This is a genomic window from Stenotrophomonas sp. (assembly GCF_032066555.1).
GTDB lineage: Bacteria > Pseudomonadota > Gammaproteobacteria > Xanthomonadales > Xanthomonadaceae > Stenotrophomonas.
The window spans coordinates 129,949-149,500 of record NZ_DAMBKV010000008.1 but is presented as its reverse complement, the minus strand read 5'-3'; the positions used below and the strand labels follow the sequence as shown (position 1 = coordinate 149,500).

13 protein-coding genes and 1 riboswitch are annotated in these 19,552 nt (G+C 64.2%); of the genes, 5 read left to right on the top strand and 8 right to left on the bottom strand.

The window, feature by feature from the left end:
• The first annotated feature begins 149 nt into the window (after window positions 1-149).
• The 3 genes from RT131_RS11625 to RT131_RS11615 all read left to right on the top strand — a co-directional run bounded on the left by RT131_RS11625 (window position 150) and on the right by RT131_RS11615 (window position 4,119).
• Complete coding sequence (locus RT131_RS11625; protein ID WP_313172970.1) at window positions 150-2,165, top strand: M2 family metallopeptidase; 2,016 nt, start codon at window positions 150-152, stop codon at window positions 2,163-2,165.
• A gap of 277 nt (window positions 2,166-2,442) precedes the next feature.
• Window positions 2,443-3,669 carry a hypothetical protein gene (locus RT131_RS11620; protein WP_313172969.1) on the top strand — a complete coding sequence of 409 codons (1,227 nt, stop codon included), beginning with the start codon at window positions 2,443-2,445 and terminating at the stop codon, window positions 3,667-3,669.
• Between the two features lie 57 nt (window positions 3,670-3,726).
• Window positions 3,727-4,119 (top strand): hypothetical protein, encoded by a 393-nt coding sequence (locus RT131_RS11615; protein ID WP_313172968.1) that lies wholly within the window; start codon window positions 3,727-3,729, stop codon window positions 4,117-4,119.
• Between the two features lie 121 nt (window positions 4,120-4,240).
• On the opposite strand, the gene RT131_RS11610 is transcribed toward RT131_RS11615, so the two are convergent.
• The 6 genes from RT131_RS11610 to RT131_RS11585 form a co-directional block, all read right to left on the bottom strand.
• Entirely contained in the window at window positions 4,241-6,160 is a 1,920-nt protein-coding gene (locus tag RT131_RS11610) for a TonB family protein (RefSeq protein ID WP_313172967.1), read from the bottom strand.
• On the bottom strand, window positions 6,157-7,557 hold the full coding sequence (locus RT131_RS11605) for a hypothetical protein (RefSeq protein ID WP_313172966.1): 1,401 nt from the start codon (window positions 7,555-7,557) through the stop codon (window positions 6,157-6,159). The genes RT131_RS11610 and RT131_RS11605 overlap by 4 nt, the downstream gene beginning before the upstream one ends.
• A 4-nt stretch (window positions 7,558-7,561) precedes the next feature.
• Entirely contained in the window at window positions 7,562-8,317 is a 756-nt protein-coding gene (locus RT131_RS11600; protein WP_313173004.1) for a PP2C family serine/threonine-protein phosphatase, read from the bottom strand.
• Window positions 8,318-8,319: 2 nt separating this feature from the next.
• Complete coding sequence (locus tag RT131_RS11595) at window positions 8,320-9,000, bottom strand: VWA domain-containing protein (protein WP_313172965.1); 681 nt, start codon at window positions 8,998-9,000, stop codon at window positions 8,320-8,322.
• Between the two features lie 687 nt (window positions 9,001-9,687).
• Window positions 9,688-10,104 (bottom strand): hypothetical protein, encoded by a 417-nt coding sequence (locus RT131_RS11590; RefSeq protein WP_313172964.1) that lies wholly within the window; start codon window positions 10,102-10,104, stop codon window positions 9,688-9,690.
• 79 nt (window positions 10,105-10,183) lie between these two features.
• Window positions 10,184-11,404: a multidrug effflux MFS transporter gene (locus RT131_RS11585; protein ID WP_313172963.1), complete on the bottom strand. Its 1,221-nt coding sequence runs from the start codon at window positions 11,402-11,404 to the stop codon at window positions 10,184-10,186.
• A 346-nt stretch (window positions 11,405-11,750) separates the two neighbouring features.
• A riboswitch (glycine riboswitch) is annotated at window positions 11,751-11,859 on the top strand.
• 112 nt (window positions 11,860-11,971) lie between these two features.
• On the opposite strand from RT131_RS11585, the gene gcvP reads away from it, so the two are divergent.
• Window positions 11,972-14,836 (top strand): aminomethyl-transferring glycine dehydrogenase, encoded by a 2,865-nt coding sequence (gene gcvP, locus RT131_RS11580; protein ID WP_313172962.1) that lies wholly within the window; start codon window positions 11,972-11,974, stop codon window positions 14,834-14,836.
• 368 nt (window positions 14,837-15,204) lie between these two features.
• On the opposite strand, the gene RT131_RS11575 is transcribed toward gcvP, so the two are convergent.
• Both RT131_RS11575 and RT131_RS11570 read right to left on the bottom strand, forming a co-directional pair.
• Window positions 15,205-17,868 (bottom strand): M1 family metallopeptidase, encoded by a 2,664-nt coding sequence (locus RT131_RS11575; RefSeq protein ID WP_313172961.1) that lies wholly within the window; start codon window positions 17,866-17,868, stop codon window positions 15,205-15,207.
• An 81-nt stretch (window positions 17,869-17,949) separates the two neighbouring features.
• Complete coding sequence (locus RT131_RS11570) at window positions 17,950-18,681, bottom strand: AraC family transcriptional regulator (protein WP_313172960.1); 732 nt, start codon at window positions 18,679-18,681, stop codon at window positions 17,950-17,952.
• A 169-nt stretch (window positions 18,682-18,850) separates the two neighbouring features.
• Between RT131_RS11570 and RT131_RS11565 the strand changes: the two genes are divergently transcribed.
• Window positions 18,851-19,261: a hypothetical protein gene (locus RT131_RS11565; RefSeq protein ID WP_313172959.1), complete on the top strand. Its 411-nt coding sequence runs from the start codon at window positions 18,851-18,853 to the stop codon at window positions 19,259-19,261.
• The last annotated feature ends 291 nt before the right edge of the window (window positions 19,262-19,552 follow it).

Below are 19,552 nucleotides of genomic sequence, written 5' to 3'. Positions count from 1 at the left end.
GTAGTGCCGAGCCATGCTCGGCAGAAGGCTCAACCGGTAACGCTCCTGCCGAGCATGGCTCGGCACTACCGGGGTGCCTCCCTTTCCCCACTTGCGGCCCGGCCGCCGCCCCACTAGCCTTCGCCGGTACTTACAAACCGGGGTTTGCTGTGAAGAATCGTCATTTGGTCCTGGCCGCCGCCGTTGGCGTGGCCGTGCTCTCGCTGGCTGCCTGTAAAAAGGACGCCGCCACCGACGCCGCCAAGCCGGCCACCACCCAGGCCGCACCGGCCGAAAGCGCCGATCAGTTCATCGCCCGCGTCAATGCCGAGTACAAGGCCATGTACCCGGAGATGACCTCGGCGCAGTGGCTGTCGTCCACCTATATCAATGACGATTCCGCACGCGTGGCGGCCAAGGCCAACGAACGCTGGCTGACCGTGCTCAATGGCTGGATCGAGCAGGCCAACAAGTACGACGGCCAGCCGATGAGCGCCGACACCAAGCGCGCCATCAGCCTGCTCAAGCTGATGACCTCGATGCCCGCCCCGCGCGACCCGCAGAAGCTGGCCGAACTGGCCGGCATCGCCACCAAGCTGGAAGGCGATTACGGCGCCGGCACCTACTGCGTGGGCGAAGGCGACAACAAGAACTGCCGCCAGCTGGGCGACCTTGAGAAGGTGCTGGCCACCTCGCGTGACTACGACAAGCAACTCGACGCCTGGCAGGGCTGGCAGTCCACCGCCGTGCCGTCGCGCGCCAACTACCAGCGCTTCGTCGAACTGGTCAACGAAGGCGCCCGCGAACTGGGCTATACCGATGCCGGCCAGATGTGGCGCAGCGGCTACGACATGCCGGCCGACCAGGTTGGCCCGGAAACCGACCGCCTGTGGGAGCAGGTCAAGCCGCTGTACGAGCAGGTGCATTGCTATACCCGCGCCAAGCTGGACAAGGAATACGGCAAGGACAAGGCCGAAGTCGGCGGCGGCATGATTGCCGCGCACCTGACCGGCAACATGTGGCAGCAGGACTGGAGCAACCTGTGGGACATGACCGCGCCGTACCCGAACGCGGGCAGCCTGGACATCACCGCCGCGCTGGAAAAGCAGTACCAGACCAACCTGAGCGCTGCACTGGCCAAGGCCGGTGGTGCCGACCCGGCGAGCCGCTTCAAGGCACAGCGTGAGGCCGAGCTGGTCACCGCCCGGCAGATGACCGAGCGCGCGCAGGACTTCTACGTCTCGCTGGGCATGCCCAAGCTGCCGGAGAGCTACTGGCAGAACACCCAGTTCATCAAGCCGCTGGACCGCAACGTGGTCTGCCACGCCAGCGCCTGGGACATGAACATGGGCGGCGACGGCAAGGATGTTGGCCCGGACGTGCGCACCAAGATGTGCATCACCCCGAACGAAGAAAACTTCACCACCATCTATCACGAGCTGGGCCACATCTATTACGACCTGGCCTACAACCCGCTGCCGCCGTTGTTCCAGGGCGGTGCCAACGACGGCTTCCACGAAGCCATCGGCGACACCATCGTGCTGGCGATGACGCCCAAGTACCTCAACTCGATCGGCCTCGTCGGCGCGCAGCAGGAAAGCCGCGAAGCCACCATCAATGCGCAGATGCGCATGGCGATGTCGGGCGTGTCGTTCCTGCCGTTCGGGCTGATGATCGACCGCTGGCGCTGGGGCGTGTTCGACGGCTCGATCAAGCCGGACCAGTACAACCAGAAGTGGTGGGAACTGAAGGCGCAGTACCAGGGCGTGGCCCCGGCCAGCGCACGCGGCGAGGAGTTCTTCGACGCCGGTGCCAAGTACCACGTGCCGGGCAACACCCCGTACCTGCGTTACTTCCTGGCGCGCATCCTGCAGTACCAGTTCTACAAGGGCCTGTGCGACGCGTCCGGCTACACCGGCCCGCTCAACGAGTGCAGCTTCTACGGCAACAAGGAAGCCGGGCAGAAGTTCTGGGCCATGCTGAGCAAGGGCTCCAGCCAGCCGTGGCAGGCCACGTTGAAGGAACTGACCGGCACCGAGAAGCTCGACGCCGGCCCGATGCTGGAATACTTCGCACCGCTGCAGGAATGGCTGAAGCAGCAGAACGAAGGCCAGATGTGTGGCTGGCAGGCAGCGGCACCGGCGGCTGCACCTGCCGCTGCACCGGCACAGCCTTCGGCACCGTAAGCAGACCCGCGGGTCATGCAAGCAAAGGGCGCCATGATGGCGCCCTTTGTCTGTCGGCCCTGCAGACATACAAAACAGCAGCAACGACCAGAGCCGCGCGCGAACGCAAAGGACGCCACGGTCCAGCATGCGCGCCTTGACACATTGGCATGGCATGGTTATCCACGCACATCGGGAAACAGAAATACAATTCCCCGCAGGTCTTGTTGCGCCGGCACCAGCACACGCAGCAACGCCAGAACCACATGGATGAGCGGCGGCCACGCCAAGGATGAACATGGGCAGCAGAGACACCGCAACAGACAACCGCGTTGATGCCACACTCACCGGGCCAGGCAGCTATCCGCTGGACCTCACCGGCGCAGGCAGCCACACCTTGGTGCGTACGCTTGGCGTAGGCAGCCTGGTGATTGCACCTGCCGCAGCTGCAGGCAAATCCGATCTTCAGGTTGCCCCTGATCTCCGGATCAACTGGGCAGTCTTCAATCCGTTCGCCACGCCCGCTGGGTCACCCTGGCCACGGGTGATCCATTACACAGGCGCGGATCAGAGCATCTTCGAATGGGCCCGCCAGCGCCCCATCGAGCAGCTGACCTGGGTGCCTGTACTCGATACGGACACCGTAGTCGATGCTGCCCAATCCAACATCCGCACCTTGGCGATTCAACTGGACCACGCTGAAGCCAGCCTGCAGCTGCTCCTGCCAGGGCAGGAAATCGCGGCAAATCTCCACCTCAGTGTCTCCGGCGATATCAGTCGCTTCTCGACCCTGGGGCAACTGCCCCGCTCCCTGTCGCTTGCCCCGGATACGGGTTCACGCAGGCAAGCCACTGTTTTCGAACTGCCGGACATGGGCGAACTGCATGACGTCCACGACCTGATGCTGGTCAACACGCCGATGGCACGCCCGATCTCGCTGAAATGCCTGTCGCGCTTCATGCATCTGAAGTCGCTGAGCCTGTATGGCAATTTCGTCGATCTTGAAGCGCTTGCAGCACAGCCGCAGCTACAGAGCCTGCAGCTGCGCTACATGCCGTCATTGGAAGGCCTGCCAGCACTGAGCTGCTGGCCCGCGCTGGATGGTTTGATTGCCTTCAATGTCGAAGAAGCTGCAGGCAAGCGCCTGCGTCAGCAACTGAAGGCACGCGCCCAACAGCGCCCGTGGACCGGACATGCGTCGGTCTCGCAGCTTCGCGAAGCCAGTTGGTGGGAAAGCGAATTCGGCCGCCCCTTTTCGGCGTGGCCAAAGCGCTTGGCGAAGCAGGCCAATGAAGCGTTCGATGCAGCTTTGGCGGCATTGAAAGCTGCACAAACTCTCGCCGAAGGGGAAGCTGCCCTTACCCGTTTCACCATGCACTTCAATACGCTCAAGGGCATCGAAACCTCCGAACGCGACGACCTCGGCGAGGCGATCTGGCAGCTCGGCCGTTCCGAGCATGCCCTGCGCCTGGGCGTGAACGATGATCTTGCACAGCAATGGTTCGATGCAGCGCGTGACTATTGAGCAGGACTGCGGACAGCAGCCATCTCGCCCTGTCCTCTCTTGATGCATTGAAACGGCTTGGAACATGCACGCAACTGGAGCCAAGAATTGATACCGCTTCTCATCCTCGTAATGGCTTTCATTGTGGCGGCGATCACCATCTGCCTCCCGACTTCCCGCAACCCCATCGAATGGTCCGGCCCCAGGATTCTCGCGGACGAACTGTCAAAGCTTGGCATACGACGGGACAATATTTCCCGTGATTTCTACGAAGAATGCACGAGCCTTGCCGAACATGCTGCAACGACTAAGAGCACCAAGGCATCACGGCAGCAGGCGTTCATAGCCGAGCTACTGAGAATCGCAAACATGCTGGAAGTGTGGCAGCGCGATCCTCGACACCCCATGTTCTCAGCCAACGGGCAAGAGCCGAACATCTACCGCGCGCTCTTCGAACGCCACGGACTGTAACGGTCCGCAGGCACGGCTCCCGGCCGTTCTTGCAGCACAACACCACACTTCTTCGATTTCGCCGGGCCTTGGCCACACGGTGCGCTGTAGCGGGGAACCGAGCGAATCTTGATCAACGGCCCTACTCCGCCCTGAATACCACCGGCAGATGCAGCGTCACTTCATCCACATCGGCTGCCGCTTCCCCAGGGGAAACACGCCAGCCCAAGGCAGCTTCGCGGGCGGCACTATCCAGCAGTGCATTGCCGCTGCTCTGGGCGATGCTGACACCGCGAACCTCACCGGAACCTGCCAGCCGGATTGCCAACACCACCCTGCCACCCGCCTTTTCCTTCCAGGCGGCGGCGGGATAGCGTGCCGGATTGAAACGCGCCTGGCGTGCCAACAGCTCCTGCAAGTGCTGCACGGCGAACGGCGAAACCGGGCGTGGTGTCGGCACCGTGTCCGCTGCCGCCACCGGCTCCCTGCCCGGCACCATGGGCGGTGGCGGCCAGCCAGGGATCTCCTCGACCGGCACCGGCGATTCGAAGCGCAACTGCACCCGCCGCCGCTCGCCCTTCGCGGCGATAGGCGTCAGCGCTTTCCAGCGCCGCGCCGACCACCGCACCGCGTCATCCAATGCCGGGTCGCCGCTGCTGCGCTCGATCAGGACCGAGCTGATGCTGCCATCGGCCAGTACATCAACCGCCACCAGCACGCTGCCACCACTGCTTAGACCCGATGGCGGCAGCACGACCGGCCGCTGCTGCTGTTCAAACCCGGCGGACGGCAGGTCAACCCGCACCAACGCCTCCGTAGCGTGCGCAGGCAGCCCCCCGGGAGGCGTTGGTCGCGGCGAAGGCAACAAGCCCTTGCCGGTGTGCACGAACTGCGGTGCGGGCAGCGCCTGCTCTGCAGATGCCGCCTCTCCCGCTTCAGTCGGGGTATCGCCATCTACCGGCGCGGTCGTACCGTTGATTGCCGCAGCACGCGCTTCAAGAACGCTCAGACGCGCGACCGAGGCCCGTGGCAACAGGCTGGTGCCTATCCGCATATCCGATTGAAACAGCATCTCATCGCTGATCGACATGCGCATCGCAGAGCGACCGGATGCGGCCGAACGCCGCAGTTGATCGGCAATCAGCAACGCTCCCAACGCCACCTCTTCGTCGGCATCCACGATGGTAGCCGCATAACTGGACCAGAACTCGGCAGACCTCGGTGCATAGCCGAGGATGGCCTCCTGCAGCCGAATCAGCTCGATGAGTTTTTCATCCAGCACCCCGTCGTCGTCCGCCGTTGCATCCTGAGCGGTGCCACGCTCGGCCTTCAACCGCAACGCAAACGCAAGCACTGTCATCTCCTGCACGAGCACCCGCCGTCCGGCGATATCCACCTCGGGTACCGCCTGCCACATCGCCCTCAGCGCTGCATGCCGCTCCCGGCTGAGCTTTCCTTTTGTTTCACGGCCCTCCGGTATGTCGAAGGTGGCATTGAACCTGTCCCGCGCGGCGTTGAACGCCTCGCGGTCGCCGCCAATACGCACTCCGCTGCGCGCCCATCGCTGCAGCTCTTCCAGTCCCGCATCTACCCCCAACTGATCCTGGCGTGCAGCAGCCCTGGCCAATGCATGCACCTTTCCAGCCGCGTCGCGCTCGTAGCTGCTGCGCGAATACCATTCGGGCATCTCGCTGCGCCTGGCTGCAGGTGAAGCGGTTGCCACATCCACGCTCTGCGTCGCGTCCTCCGCAACCATGACGTAGGGAGACAAGCGGGTGGCAAACAGCATGAAGGCAAACCCAAGCCCCACAATCAACGCCGCGCCGGCATACGCATGGGACTTGTCCTTGATCGCCACACGCAGCAGCGAACCTACCGAAACCAGGCTACCCACCAGCACGCCAGCACGGAACGCAGCCCTACCATCCGGCAATATGCCCGTGGCGAACAGATGCCCGATCCACTCGACGCCGCCATAGATGTAAACGCCCACCCAGCCAGCAAACACCGTCACCAACAGCAGCATCAGCAGCGCGACGAATATGCCGATGGCAACTTTCATGGACGCTTGCTCAGAATCAGCACGGGCACGCACACGATGAACAGCAGCACCGCCGCCAACAGCAGGCCACTCTGGAAGCCCAGCCCCAGCGTCAACCACCAGCCTGGATCCTTGTCCGACAGGTAGTCACGATAGGCCGCCATTCCCCAGGTGGTTGCCCAGCCCAACAGCACCGGCCCAACGACCGCAAAAAACACCCGCATACCCAGCCCAATCGGCTGCGTCGCCGGTGCCGGCGTTGCCGCGGTCAGGGCCGCCGCCACATTGGGTGTGGCGGCGCGGGTACGGCGTGGTACACGCGCAGCTTTCGTGCCGGTGGCAGTCGTCTGCCTTGCCCGCGACTGCGCGGCACGCGCGCTGCTTGCCAGCAACTCGGCACGCGCACAGCCTGCACACGGCAGGCCGCTGAAATGTTGATGCGCGCCGTCCTTCGCACATTTCACCAACAAGCCGTTGCTACGACGTGCATAGCGCAGCAACAACGATGACCATTCCGCCGCAGCCGGGCGCCGCCGTGCCTGGCTGGCGAACGCACGATCGAACATGTCACGCAGCTCGGCCGGGAACGCCGCATGGCCACTGACCGGCGAAGGCAGTATTCGCGTCTCGCCCTTGCCCTGTGCATAGGGATAGAGATGGGCCGCAATCCGCCCAGGCAGATCACTGGGCAATGTCGCCCCGTTGGGCCGGCCGCTATAGGGGTGCAGGCCCGAGTTGAGCAGCTGGAACACCATCACCGCCAGCGCAAACCGGTCCTGTGCCTCTTCCTCGCCGGCGACAACGCCGCGCTGTTGGAATTCGGCAGCCAGGTAATCGGTAGTGACCTGTTCGGAAAGAAAGCGTTCACCCTTGCCCTGGATGCTGAAGCCATCACAATCCAGCATCGCGATGAACAGGGACTTGCGATAGAAGCGCACATTGAGCGGCTTCAGGTCCACCACGTAGTGCTGGCGTTCGTGCAGCGCTGCCAGCATCACCGCCAGATTGGCGGCCAGGGTCATCTTCGGGCCCAACGCGGTAGGCAGCCCTTCTTCGCGCGCCTGCCGCTCCTGCAGCACATGTTCCAGGTCGCTGGTGGCCGCCACATCCAGCACCGGCATGGTGAAGCCCAGGAAGCCGCCCGCCTTGTCGCGCAGCAAGCCGGTAGGCCAGGCAATCTGCACCTGGCGCACGCCCTTGTCCTCGACATCGGGCAGGTCCGGGCGCAGCTCCAGCATCGCCCGCACCTTGCGTTCGTAGACCTGACCGCCCTTGTTGGAATGGTAGAGCTTGGCAACCTCCAGCGGGCGTTCCTTGATCAGGAACACACTGCCCGCTCCACCGCTCTTCAGCAGCCGGCCCAGGGTCAGCGGCGTACGCTGCTCGTCGTAGATGAGGTCGCCGGCTTGCGCAGCCATGCGCCTAGGCCGGCAACGCCACCAGCAACGTCTTGTCGTCGCCGGTGATGTGATCGGTACGTGGATCGGCCAGCGTCGCCTGCAAGGCCTGGCTGCCATGCGTGGCATCCACGCCGCCCAGGTAGCGCAGCACCGGTGCGATGAAGGGTTGGAACAAACCGCTGCCATCGCGCGTCATCGCAAACGGCTGCACGCCATCGGACATCAGCACAATGGCCTGCACGCTGCCGGCAAATCGTGTCAGACGCAACTGCTCGCGCCAGTTGCCACCGGTGACGAACCAGGTCTCGTTGGCATACTCGCCATTGGCTGGCAACGACACCGCCGCCGGCTGCGGCGGCGCGAACTCACAGGCCGCGACGCCATCACCCACATGGAAGAACCAGCCACCGCGCGCGTCCGCCACCACACCTACCAAGGTGCAGGCGTGGTCGGCGAGCGTCAACTGACGTGCCGCCGCCATGGCGGCCAACTGCTCACGCGCCGCGACGAGTGCCGCCTCGATGATCGTCCTGACCGCATCGACTTCCAGCCCGGCAGGATGACTGCCCAACTGGCGGTGCGCGGCTACCGCGGCTACCACCGCCGAAGACACCAGCCCAGCCCCCGCATCACTATGCGAGGCCGAGCCCGCGCCGTCGCAGACAGCAGCAACCAGTACGCCGCCGACACAGGAGGATGCATAGGCATCCTGGCAGGGCTGCCCACGATCAAGATGGGAGCGCCCCGTGGCCGATGCGGCCATCACCCGCCAGCGCATGTTCAAACCGACACGTGCGACCAGCTGTCCGTCGACGGCAGCTGTACCTGGCCACCGGGGGTCGAGTTGGACACCACCCGCATGCTGGCACTGAGCCACATGAAAAGTTCCTTGAACTGCAGCCCCTGCAGTCGCTTCACGCCGCGCTCGCCGTTGCGGCTGAACTGACCGAGCACGCCGATGTCGGCGTTGCCTACCCCAATCGGAAACACCGCCACCTTGTTCGCCTGTTCGGCATCGCGGCAACGTTCGGCCACCGCCTCCCATGCGTCAGTGGGATTGCCATCGGACATCAGGAACAGCCATGGCCGTGTATAGGCCACGCCAGCCTGGCGGAAGCGGGCTTTTTCGTCTTCGATTTCCTGCAGCGCCAGCTCCACCGCCGCACCGGTCGGCGTGGTGCCATTGGCTGAAAGCTCCGGCGCACTGAAATCCATCGCATCGCACCAGTCGCCGGTGACCGCCGCGTGGTCCATGTCGCCGTACTCGATCAGCAGCACACGCACGCGCTTGGCGGCGATCACATCGCCTTTGAGCTCCTGCTCCAGCAGCTTCAGCCCGGCATTCAACTGCGCAATGGGCGCCCCGCTCATGCTGCCGGAGCAGTCCAGCACCAGAATCAAGGGGGTACGCTGCTCGCTGTTATCAACCAGCGAGACATCGGGAATAGCTGCAACAGACATCGGGTGTGCCTCCATGCTCAGGGGACGTCGTGGCAGGATTATAGCCACAACGGCGCCTGCGACTTTTTACACTCCAATACCGAGCCCGCACAGGCCTGCGGCTGCCGCGGAATCTCCAGACGGCTCCCACGTTCAAGGAACAAGCAAATCGATGACGCTTCTCACCCGCCTGCCGTGCGCAATGCCGATGCTGCTGGTCCTGATGGCATGCAGTTCCACACCTGCCGGTAGCCCGTCGCCTGCGGATGCCGCCGCCACCAGGGAGAACTGCGCGCTTGCCAGGGAAAGGCAGAACCCAATCGCGATCACCCACTGGTGCGGCAGATCAGGGAAGCCTTGATATCCGACGACGCTGCAGCCAAGGCGTTGCCCCCTGCCGAATTCCGCAGTGCAAGCCGCTTGCCCGCGCGTATTCCCCGTAGTGCCCAGCCGTGCTCGGCAGGGGCTTCACCGATGGAATGATCCAAAGCACCGAGCCGTGCCCGGGAGGGGCTTCACCGGTGGAATGATGCAGGACCTCGAATCAGCCTTGGCAGCAGTTTCAGCAACGGCCAAGCCCCACTGCGGTGGGCTCTGTACATGTGTCGCGGCCTGCGCCGCTCCCACGTTGGATAGCGCAGATTGTGCCGTTTGCAGACGACAAGGGCGCCAACGGCGCCCTTGTCGGCTTCAAGCTTGCGCGCAGCCTCAATGCGTACCTGCCGCCGCCTTGCCGGTCACACCCAGCTCACCGGCCAGATTGCGCTTGTAGGTATCGAAGTCGATGCCCTGCTCGGCCGCTTCCGCGTGCGCGGCGTCCTTGAGTGCATCCGAATACATCAGCCGTACCGGGGTGTCGTTGTTCTCATGCCATTCGGCGGCCTGCATGATCAGCGCAAGTACGCGTGCGGCACTGGTGGTCTCCCCGGCAATCTTGCCGTCCATGCCCAGCACCCATTCACCATCGCGGCGGACGATGCCGGCCAACAGCGCACGGTGCTGGTCACGCAGCTCGGCATGTGGTTCAACCTTGGCCTTTGCCGGCGGGTTGGCCTCGGCCTGGTTGCGCTCGCGCTCGGCCAGCTTCTTCTTCGCCTCGCGGCGGCCCTTGGATTGGATCGACATCGTTGAGTACTCGTGAACGGTCGCCGGTGATGGCGGCGACGCTATTGTCGCTTATGGAGGTGATGACGCGGTGGTGGACTCAGGGTTCGGCCGCCGCACGCTGCGCGCGCAGGCTGTTGCGTTCCCATTTCCAGGCCGCTGCGCTGGCTACGGCAAACAGGCCTGCGCCGATCGCCAACCACAGCCCGCTACGGCTGAGCAGCGGCGACAACAGTCCAGCGATGATGGAATTGGTCAGCAAGGTGCTGAAGGCCTGCATGGAGGAGGCTGTACCGCGCTGGCGCGGGTACATATCCAGGATCGCCAGGCTGAGGATCGGGAAGATCAGCGCCACCCCGAACGAACTCAATGGCAGTGACAGCACCGCCCATGGCACGCTCATCTGCGGTGCCAGCGCGTTGTAGCCGATGTTGTACAACGTCGCCGCAGCAATACAGCCGTAGCCGATGCGCACCGCGCGCGCGCCGTCCATGCGCCCGGCCGCACGCCCCGAGGCATAGGCACCCAGGGCCATGCCGCCAATGGTGGGGATGAACAGCCAGGCGAACTGGCGCTCGTTCAGCTGCAACAGATCCAGGATGAAGGCCGGTGCCGAGGCGATGTACAGGAACAAGCCGCCAAAGCCAAACGAGCCCGCCGCCGCCAACCGCAGGAAGCGTGGATTGCGGGCGATGCTGATGTAATCGCGCAGCAGGCGTGCCGGATGCAGGGACAGCCGCGCATGCGGCGGATGGGTTTCCGGCAACCAGGTCATGGTGATCAGCAACAAGGCCGTGGAGAACACCACCAGGAACCAGAAGATCCCCTGCCAGTTGCTCCAGCCCAGCAGCCAACCGCCGATGATCGGGGCGATGGCCGGGGCGATGGAGAAGATCATCGAAACCTGGCTCATCAGGCGCTGCGCATCATCGCCATCATAGAGATCGCGGATGACGGCGCGGCCGATGATGTAACCCACGCCGGCCGACAACCCCTGCAGCGCGCGGAAGAACAGCAAGGTGGTCATGTCGGTGGCCAGTGCACAGCCGACCGAGGCGGCGATGAACACCGCCAGCCCGCCCAGGATCACCCGCTTGCGTCCCAGCGCATCGGACAGCGCACCGTGCAGCAGACTCATCAGCGCATAGGCCAGCAGATAGACACTGATCACCTGCTGCATGGCCAGTTTGTCGGCGCCCAGATCGGCGCCGATATGCGGAAATGCGGGGAATACCGCGTCGATCGCGAACGGACCGAACATCGAGAGTCCGCCGACCAGTATGGCAATCCGACGCAGCGAGACCTGCTTGCTTGCTTCCATCAGTTTCAACAACCAGCAACGGCACCGGCAATGTCCGGTGCGGGGTGGGAATTCAGAATGAACAGGGCCAAGGCCCAAGGCTGTGCCGCGCGACCGGAAGACTTATTGTCCGGACATTTAGCCGGATTGACCAGCGACTTTGGAGTCGCCAGGCCAACGCCCGCAAGGCGCGATCCCGGAACCGGGAGGTAGATGGTAATCCAAGCCGCCGCGCGGGTCTGCCCCGGACCTTTACCGGGCCATACCGGGCTATAATCGGCGCGCTGTACGAACACGGTGGGAGAAGCGGCTCACCCCGCTGCCGAAGGCGCAAACGCCCGTAATCGCTCAGGCCCGATACCACCTGCATCAAAACTCTGGAGAGACCGGTTCAATCCGGCGCCGAAGGTGCACGAAGCGCACGATCCTCGTCGCGTCGCTTCCAAACTCTCAGGCAAAAGGACAGAGGGGCGCGAGGTAAGCCTTTGGCTTGCCGACTGTGGTGGCGCGCGTGCGCGGCACCCGGACGGCTACCGGGCAGACCTGGCTCACCGCCCCTGCCCTGCATGCCTTCTCCGGACGTCAGCCATGACCCAGAACACCCCTTCGCTGCGCGAACTCGAATACAATTCGGCGTTCGTCGACCGCCACATCGGCCCCAACGACGCTGAAATCGCGCAGATGCTGCGCACCGTTGGCCATGATTCGCTGGAATCGCTCACCGACGCCATCGTGCCGGGTTCGATCAAGTCGCCGGCGCCGCTGGCGCTGCCCGAGTCGCTGACCGAAGTCGACGCGCTGGCCAAGATCCGCGCCATCGCCGACAAGAACAAGGTCCTGCGCAGCTTCATCGGCCAGGGCTATTACGGCACCCATACGCCGAACGTAATCCTGCGCAACATCCTCGAGAACCCGGCGTGGTACACGGCGTACACGCCGTACCAGGCAGAGATCTCGCAAGGCCGCATGGAAGCACTGATCAACTTCCAGACCATGGTCGCCGACCTGACCGGCATGGAGATCGCCAACGCCTCGCTGCTGGACGAAGCCACCGCCGCCGCCGAAGCGATGACCCTGGCCAAGCGTTCGGCCAAGTCCAAGTCCAAGGTGTTCTTCGTGCAGGACAGCGTGCACCCGCAGACGCTGGAACTGCTGCGCACCCGCGCCGAGCCGATGGGCATCGAGCTGCTGATCGGCAAGCCGGCCGAGGCGCTGAGCGCTGATACCTTCGGCGTGCTGCTGCAGTACCCGGACAGCCTGGGCAACATTGGCGACTACAAGGCGCTGGTCGAGGCCGTGCACGCCCGCCAGGGCCTGGTGGCCGTCGCCACCGACCTGCTGGCCCTGACCCTGATCGCCGCTCCCGGCGAATGGGGCGCGGACATCGCCATCGGCAACAGCCAGCGTTTCGGCGTGCCGTTCGGTTTCGGCGGCCCGCACGCCGCCTTCATGGCCTGCCGTGATGCCTACAAGCGCTCGATGCCGGGTCGCCTGATCGGCGTCTCGGTCGATGCCGAAGGCAAAGCCGCTTACCGCCTGACCCTGCAGACCCGCGAGCAGCATATCCGCCGCGAGAAGGCCACTTCCAACATCTGCACCGCACAGGTGCTGCTGGCGGTGATGGCCTCGATGTACGCCGTCTATCACGGCCCGGAAGGCCTGCAGCGCATCGCCCGCCGCACCCACCGCCTGGCTGCCATCCTCGCCGCCGCACTGCGTGGCAAGGGCGTGGCGGTCGGCAACGACTTCTTCGACACCCTGCACATCACCGGCGTTGATTCAGCCGCGCTGAAGGCCAAGTCCGAAGCTGCCGGCATCAACCTGCGCATCATCGATGCCGGTTCGGTCGGCATCAGCCTGGACGAAACCGCCACCCGCGCCGACGTCATCGCACTGGGCCAGCTGTTCGACGCCAGCGTCGACGTGGACGCACTGGATGCCAGCACCGCCGACGCACTGCCGAAGGCCCTGCTGCGCACCAGCGACTTCCTCGCCCACCCGGTGTTCAACACGCACCACAGCGAGCACGAAATGCTGCGCTACCTGCGTTCGCTGGCCGACAAGGACCTGGCGATGGATCGCACCATGATCCCGCTGGGCAGCTGCACCATGAAGCTCAACGCCACCGCCGAGATGATCCCGGTGACCTGGCCGGAATTCGCCAACATCCATCCGCTGGCACCGGCCGACCAGGCGCAGGGCTACAAGGAACTGATCGACGGCCTGGAAGCGATGCTGGTCGAGTGCACCGGCTATGACGCAGTGAGCCTGCAGCCAAACTCCGGCGCGCAGGGCGAATACGCCGGCCTGCTGGCGATCCGCGCCTACCACCGCTCGCGCAACGAAGGCCATCGCGACATCTGCCTGATCCCGGACTCGGCGCACGGCACCAACCCGGCCTCGGCACAGATGTGCGGCATGACCGTGGTGGTCACCAAGACCGACAGCAACGGCAACGTCGATGTCGAAGACATCCGTCGCAACGCCGAGAAGTACAGCGACCGCCTGGCCGCGATCATGATGACCTACCCGTCCACGCACGGCGTGTTCGAGGAAGAAGTGGTCGAGATCTGCGAGATCATCCACAAGCACGGCGGCCAGGTGTACACCGACGGTGCCAACATGAACGCCCTGGTCGGCGTGGCCAAGCCCGGCAAGTGGGGCTCGGACGTGTCGCACCTGAACCTGCACAAGACCTTCTGCATCCCGCACGGCGGCGGCGGCCCGGGCGTTGGCCCATGTGCGGTGAAGTCACACCTGGCACCGTTCCTGCCGGGCAAGCTCGGCGACAACGGCCCGGTCGGCATGGTCAGCGCCGCCAGCTTCGGCAGCGCCTCGATCCTGCCGATCAGCTGGATGTACATCACCCTGATGGGCACCGCGGGCCTGCGCAAGGCAACCCAGGTTGCACTGCTCAACGCCAACTACATCGCCAAGCGCCTGGCCCCGCACTACGCCACCCTGTATACCGGCCGTAACGGCCTGGTGGCGCATGAGTGCATCCTCGACGTGCGTCCGCTGGAGAAGACCTCCGGCATCGGTGCCGAGGACGTGGCCAAGCGCCTGATCGACTTCGGCTTCCACGCCCCGACCCTGAGCTTCCCGGTTGCCGGCACGCTGATGGTGGAGCCGACCGAGAGCGAATCGCAGCATGAGCTGGACCGTTTCATCGACGCGATGATCCAGATCCGCGAGGAAATCCAGGCCATCGAAGATGGCAAGCTGGACCGCGAGGACAACCCGCTCAAGCACGCCCCGCACACTGCCGGTGCAGTGTCGGCCAGCGAGTGGACCCATGCGTATCCGCGCGAGCTTGCTGCCTTCCCGCTGCCGTCGCTGAAGCTGCAGAAGTACTGGCCGCCGGTGGCACGCGTGGACAATGTCTACGGCGACAAGAACATCATGTGCGCCTGCATCCCGGTGGATGCGTACAAGGAAGATGTCGAGGCGTGATCGGGGTTTGATTGCCTGATGCGTAAATGAAAACAGCCGGCGAAAGCCGGCTGCTTTTTCTGTGTCGATTGGGGAGCTGGAGCGCCGGGTTTTCCTGGAGCGGTGCCAACAGCAAGTGTGGAAGGCTTCTGCTTTGGCTTCTGCTTTGGCTTCTGCTTTGGCCTCTGCTTTGGCCTCTGCTTTGGTTTTGGTTTTGGCTTTGGTTTTGGCTTTGGTTTTGGCTTCCGCTCTCCCTTCTCCCGTTTACGGGAGAAGGTGCCCGAAGGGCGGATGAGGGGGATTTTGACTTTGCTTAGCTAGAAGCTTCCCCTCACCCCAACCCCTCTCCCGTAAACGGGAGAGGGGCTTCAAGCAAACAGCTGCAGCTTTCAATACCCCTTCTGCTTCAACCACGCATCCACCTGCGGCTTGCGCTCCGCGCGCAGCCGCAGCTTGGTCTGGATACCGGCAATCACCGTCTCCGCATCACGCCGCGAGGTCGGCGCGATATGCGCCTCGGCGAATGCCTTGATCTTGTCCACCATCTGCAGGTTGTCGGCGCTGCGGCCCAGGCCCGGGTAGTAACGCGCACGCGAAGTGCTGTCGACCAGGGTGTCCACCTTCTCGCGATGGGCAACGGCAAAGTCGAACGCCAGATCGGCATGCTCGCGCGATACACCGCCAATCATGCCCGCGCTGTTGGTCGCACCCGGCTCATCGGTCAACGCCATGTCCAGTGCGCGCTGCGCCAGCGCCTTGTCCTTGGCCACCGCCAGCAGCGCGTAGTACTGGTCACGCACCATTGCCGAGGTTTCCTGCTTGGCCAGCGTGTGCAGCTTGTCCCAGGTTGCCGCGTCGGCATTGTGCGCCACCACACCCAGCACACTGCTGCGCAGGTCCGGCGACAGCGAATCCGGCTTGGCCAGGAAGGAATCAAAACGGCGCTGCGCTTCTGCTATCACCTCCGCGTCATCCAGATCCGCCAAGGTATCGATCAATCCACTGCGCAGCTCCTTGGTCTGCGCCGAGTCACTATCCTTCCCGTCCCAACCCAGTGACTGCAGCACTGGCGACAAACGCGAACGTGCGTAACTGCGGAAAGCGGCCTGGCGCGCTGTATCATCGTCGAACATACCGTCGATGCCGCTCAGTGTGCCCGAGGCCATATCCCAGAGATCGATGGGCGCATCGGCGCTGATCTTCGCGATCAAATCCAGCAGATCCGCATCGGGCTGCAGGCCGGCCGCGGCCAACGCACTGGTATCCATCATCACCCCCAGCTGGTCCACCACCGGCAGTTTGTCGAAGCCTGCGCTCAGTGCCTTGAACTGTGCCGGCGCATACAAGGTGCGGTAGTAGCCCTTCTGCCCGGCATTGACCAGCAGCGGACCACTGCAGCCCGGCAGCTGCACGGCAGTGTCACCATCGACCAGGGTGTGCACCACCTCGCCGCTGCCCACACGCAGGCTTACCGGCACGCGCCAATGCAGCGGCTGCTTGTCCTTGCGGTCGATGGTGTACTCGCCCTGGCTCAGTTTCACCTGGGTATTGCCGGCAACGCAGCTGCTGCTGGCGCGGATCAGCGGCACACCCGGCTGCAGGGTGAAATCATGTGCCACCTCGATGAAACGCTTGCCCGGTGCCGCCTTGTCGATCTCGGCCCAAAGGTCATCGGTTACCGCATTGCCATAGGCATGCGCTGCGATGTAACGACGCACACCATCACGCCAGGCGTCGGCGCCCACGTAATCCTCGAACATCGAGATCACCGCCGCGCCCTTGCCATAGGTGATGCCATCGAAGGCCTGGCTGGCCTGCTCCACCGTGGCCACATGCTGCACGATGGGATGGGTGGTGACATAGGCATCACGGCCCATCGCGGCACGGCTGGTGTGCGCGGCATCGACATTGTTGATATCCCACTCCGGATGCAGCTTGCGGGTGGTGCGGCCTTCCATCCACGAGGCGAAGCCTTCGTTGAGCCACAGGTCGTCCCACCACGCCATCGTCACCAGATTGCCGAACCACTGGTGCGCGATCTCGTGGGCGGCAATCGAGAACACCGCCTTCTTGTCCGACACACTGGAGACCGCCGGGTCCAGCAGCAGCGCATACTCGAAGGTGAAGATCGCGCCCCAGTTCTCCATCGCGCTGAAGAACTGGCTGCCGCCCGGCGCTGCGATGTTGTCGAGCTTGGGCAGCGGGTACTTCACTCCAAAGTAATCGTTGTACTCACGCAGCACCTCGGCGCTGCCTTCCAGCGCGAAGCGCGCCTGCTCGACCTTGCCGGTCTGGGCAATGACGCCGATCTCTGTGCCACCTTCGTTGACCGTTGCGCGCTCGAATTCACCGCTGGAGAAAAACAGCAGGTAGGTCGACATCTTCGGCGTGGTCTGGAACACCACCTGCTTGAGCCCCTTGCCCAGCGTCCTGCTGCTGGCCACCGGCATGTTGCTGACCGCCATTTCCGCTTCCGGCACGTTGACGCTCAGGTCGAACGTTGCCTTGAAGCCGGGCTCATCCCAGGAGGGAATGAAGCGCCGCGCATCGGAATTCTCGAACTGGGTGAACAGTGCACGCTTCTTGCTGCCATCGGCCACCGGGTAGTCCAGGGCGAACAGACCATTGGCCTGGGTGTTGATGGTGCCGCTGTAATCGATGGCCAGTGTGTAGCGCCCGGGCACCAAGGGGGCGGCAACGGTGAAGCTCGCGGTCTGGTTGGCCTCATCGACACTGACCGTGGTCGGCAGCGTCTTGCCGGCGCCAGCGGGCTGCAGATGGCTCTTGCCAAAGCGCATGCCCGCCGCCTGCAGCACGATGCTTGAGGTTGGCTGCAGCACTTCCAGGTCGATGCTCACCTTGCCATCGAAACGCATCTGCGCCGGATGCGGGGTGATCTGCACCCGGTAGTGCTCAGGCCGTGCGGTGCGTGGCAGCTGCGTGGTGATTTCACTCTGGCTCACTCCTGCCGCAACAGGTTCGGCAGCAAACACGGCCGGCGTGGCTGCACAGCAAAGAGCAAGACTGATCGCGACAACAAGGGAACGGCGCATCGAAGCTCCTGACGGACATGGGCTGGATGCCCAGCAGATCCCATCATCTGCCCGACCGCCGCCGCCCAACACTCCCGGAAGTCATATCCCTGCGCGCGCTGTTTCCTGTAATGCCCGCTCGGCGATCATCGCCCGATACTGACGTGGAGCCATGCCGACCTCGGCCTTGAATTTGCGGGTGAACGCGCTTTGATCGCTGAAACCGCAGGCCTGGCCGATGCTGGCCACACTGTCCTCGCCATGCAGCAGGTGCAACGCGATCTGGATGCGCAGGCGGGTCAACACCTGCTGCGGCGTCATCTGGAACACCTTGCGGAACGAGCGCTCCAGTTTGGACAGCGAGAAGCCGGTGATATCCAGCAGCGTCTGCATGCGCACGTTCTCGGCGTAATGCGTGTTGAGGTAATCCAGCGCCAAGCGCAGCGGCTCGTACTGCGACTCCAGCCCACCGCGCTGGCCGAGGTCACGCGAGATGCCGATCAAACCGACCACCTTGCCGTTCTCGACAATGGGGCGCTTGCAGGTCAGGCACCAGCCCGGCTGCTGGTTGGGGAACAGCTGCAGTTCCATCACGTTCTCTATGACCTCGCCAGCCAGCACCCGCGCGTCCTGCTCGGTATAGGCCTCGCTCATGCCCACCGGGTACAGCTCGTCGGCCCGCTTGCCGATCGCATCGTTGCGCGACTTCATGCCCAGCCGCTGCATCATGGTCATGTTGACGTGGGTATAGCGCCCGTCGCTGTCCTTGGCGAAGAACAGCACGCTGGGAATGGCGTCGAACAGGGCTTCGATTTCGGCGGGATCAATACGCATCGGATCAGTCAGGCGGGCAGCGGGGGCGTGCCCAGCCATTCTAGCCAGCCGTGGGGGCTACAGCGCTGGCCATAAGTACCTGGCCAAGAACGCTTCCGCCAAATGAAGAAAAGTCCCGGGTTTGCATTGCCTGCATCATCGGGCACACCTGCACCCGGATCCTGCCCCGATGAGCCAAGTCATTCCCCCCAATCAATATGCAGTTGGCCAGCTGTGGGCCTGCCAGGGCCGTCATGACGGCGAGCGCCCCACCCTGCTGATCAACCGCATTGACCAGCATCCCTTGGGCGGCGGCAATATCTACCATGTCACCCTGAACGCGCTGCAGATCCGGAACCCCCGCCTGGCCGAGGGCCTCATGACCCAGCTGGCGCATGCACCGGTGACCGAGCAGACCCTGGCCCGCAGTCAACTGCAGCTGATCGGCCGACGCGACCCGGATCCGGCGTACCTGCAGGGCTATGGCCAATGGCGCGAGGCCTTTGATGCCGGCAACGCGGGCTCGTTCGGCGTCAGCATTGCGACCATCCTGGAGATCGTCGAACGGCAGCTCAACGGCATCCCGCTCGATCAGCCCTGACGGCGCTGCCAAGGCCCTTGTAGTGCCGAGCCATGCTCGGCAGGGGCCTTCCCGGTGCCCCTCGCTGCCGACCATGGGTCGGCACTACAGTGAAGCCGAGCTGCTGCCGACCATCCCGAAGCCGTAGGGTAGTGCCGAGCCATGCTCGGCTGGGGCCTTCCCGCTACCGCTCGCTGCCGACCATGGGTCGGCACTACAGTGAAGCCGGCGTGCTGCCAACCATCGCGAAGCCGGAAGGTAGTGCCGAGCCATGCTCGGCTGGGGCCTTCCCGCTACCGCTCGCTGCCGACC